The 1,035-nt window shown below is 65.9% G+C and carries 1 protein-coding gene; it reads left to right on the top strand.

The genetic code is table 11. The annotated features are described in order from the left end of the window. Positions 1 to 113: 113 nt before the first annotated feature. On the top strand, positions 114 to 1,035 hold a 922-nt coding region (locus ACWD04_RS34025), incomplete at its 3' end, for a hypothetical protein (protein WP_451137591.1).

The following is a 1,035-nucleotide window of genomic DNA, read 5'->3' as shown; positions in this document are numbered from 1 at the left end:
TGCGTTGGGGGGTGTGTGTTGTGGGTGATGGGCCGTCGGTGGATGGGTTGTTGTTGGTGTTGACGGGGATGCGGCGTCCGAGGGCGGATGGGGGGCGGGTGCGGCGTGAGGTGGTGGACAAGCATGTGGGGTTGGCGGATGGGTTGGCGGATTTTCGGGTGCGGGCGGGGGTGGTGTCGAGGGGGGTGTCGGGTGCGGTGGGTGGGGAGTTCGATGAGGCGTTTGTGCGGGCGATGCGGGTGTTCGGGTCGGGGGAGGGGCGGGATTATGTGGTGGGTTTGGAGCGGGCTGCGCGGGATGTGGCGGAGTTCGGGGAGGAGTTTGCTTTTGAGGTGGTGAAGACGAATAAGGCGGTGGTGATTTATGCGTCGGCGTTTTGGGTGGAGTGGGTGGCGACGTTGGCGACGGCGTGGATCAATCCTTTTGCTGCGGTGAAGTTGGCTGCGTTGCGGGTGGTGTATGGGTTTTTGATGAAGTATTTGTTGACGCGTTTTGCGGTGTGGGTGGGTGCGCGTGCGGGGGTGATGGTGGGTGTGCAGACGGTGATGGAGGTGTCGGTTGAGGCGTTTGCGCAGTTCTTGACGAGGGAGGCGGGTTTTCGTACGAAGTTTGCTGGTGAGTTTTTGCGGGGTGCGGCGCGGGCGGGTGCGATTGGTGGTGCGGTGGGGTGGGTGGTTCCGGGTGTGGGGGAGGCGGTGGTGGGTTGGGTGCGTCGGGGGTGGCGGGGTGCGGGGCGTGGGTTTGCGTCGGAGGTGGATGGGGTGGTGGGTCGGGGTGTGGGGGAGCGGGTTGGGGGTGGTGTGGTGCGTGATGGTGTGGTGGGTGGGTTGCGGGGTGTGGGGGGTGGTGGGTCGTTCGGGTCTCGTTTGGGTGTGGTGGTGGGGGGGATGGCGAATGGTTTGGAGCGGGGTGGGGTGGATGGGGTGGTGCGGGCGGGTTTTGTTCGTGAGGTGGGTGGGTTGTTCGAGCGTGGTTTGGTGCGGGAGTTCGGGGGTGGTCGGGCTGCTCGGTTGGCGGGGGAGGCGTGGGCGTCGG

It is taken from the genome of Streptomyces sp. NPDC002911 (assembly GCF_053591835.1).
The sequence above is the reverse complement of the archived record's forward strand: the minus strand, read 5'-3'. Positions and strand labels throughout refer to the sequence as shown.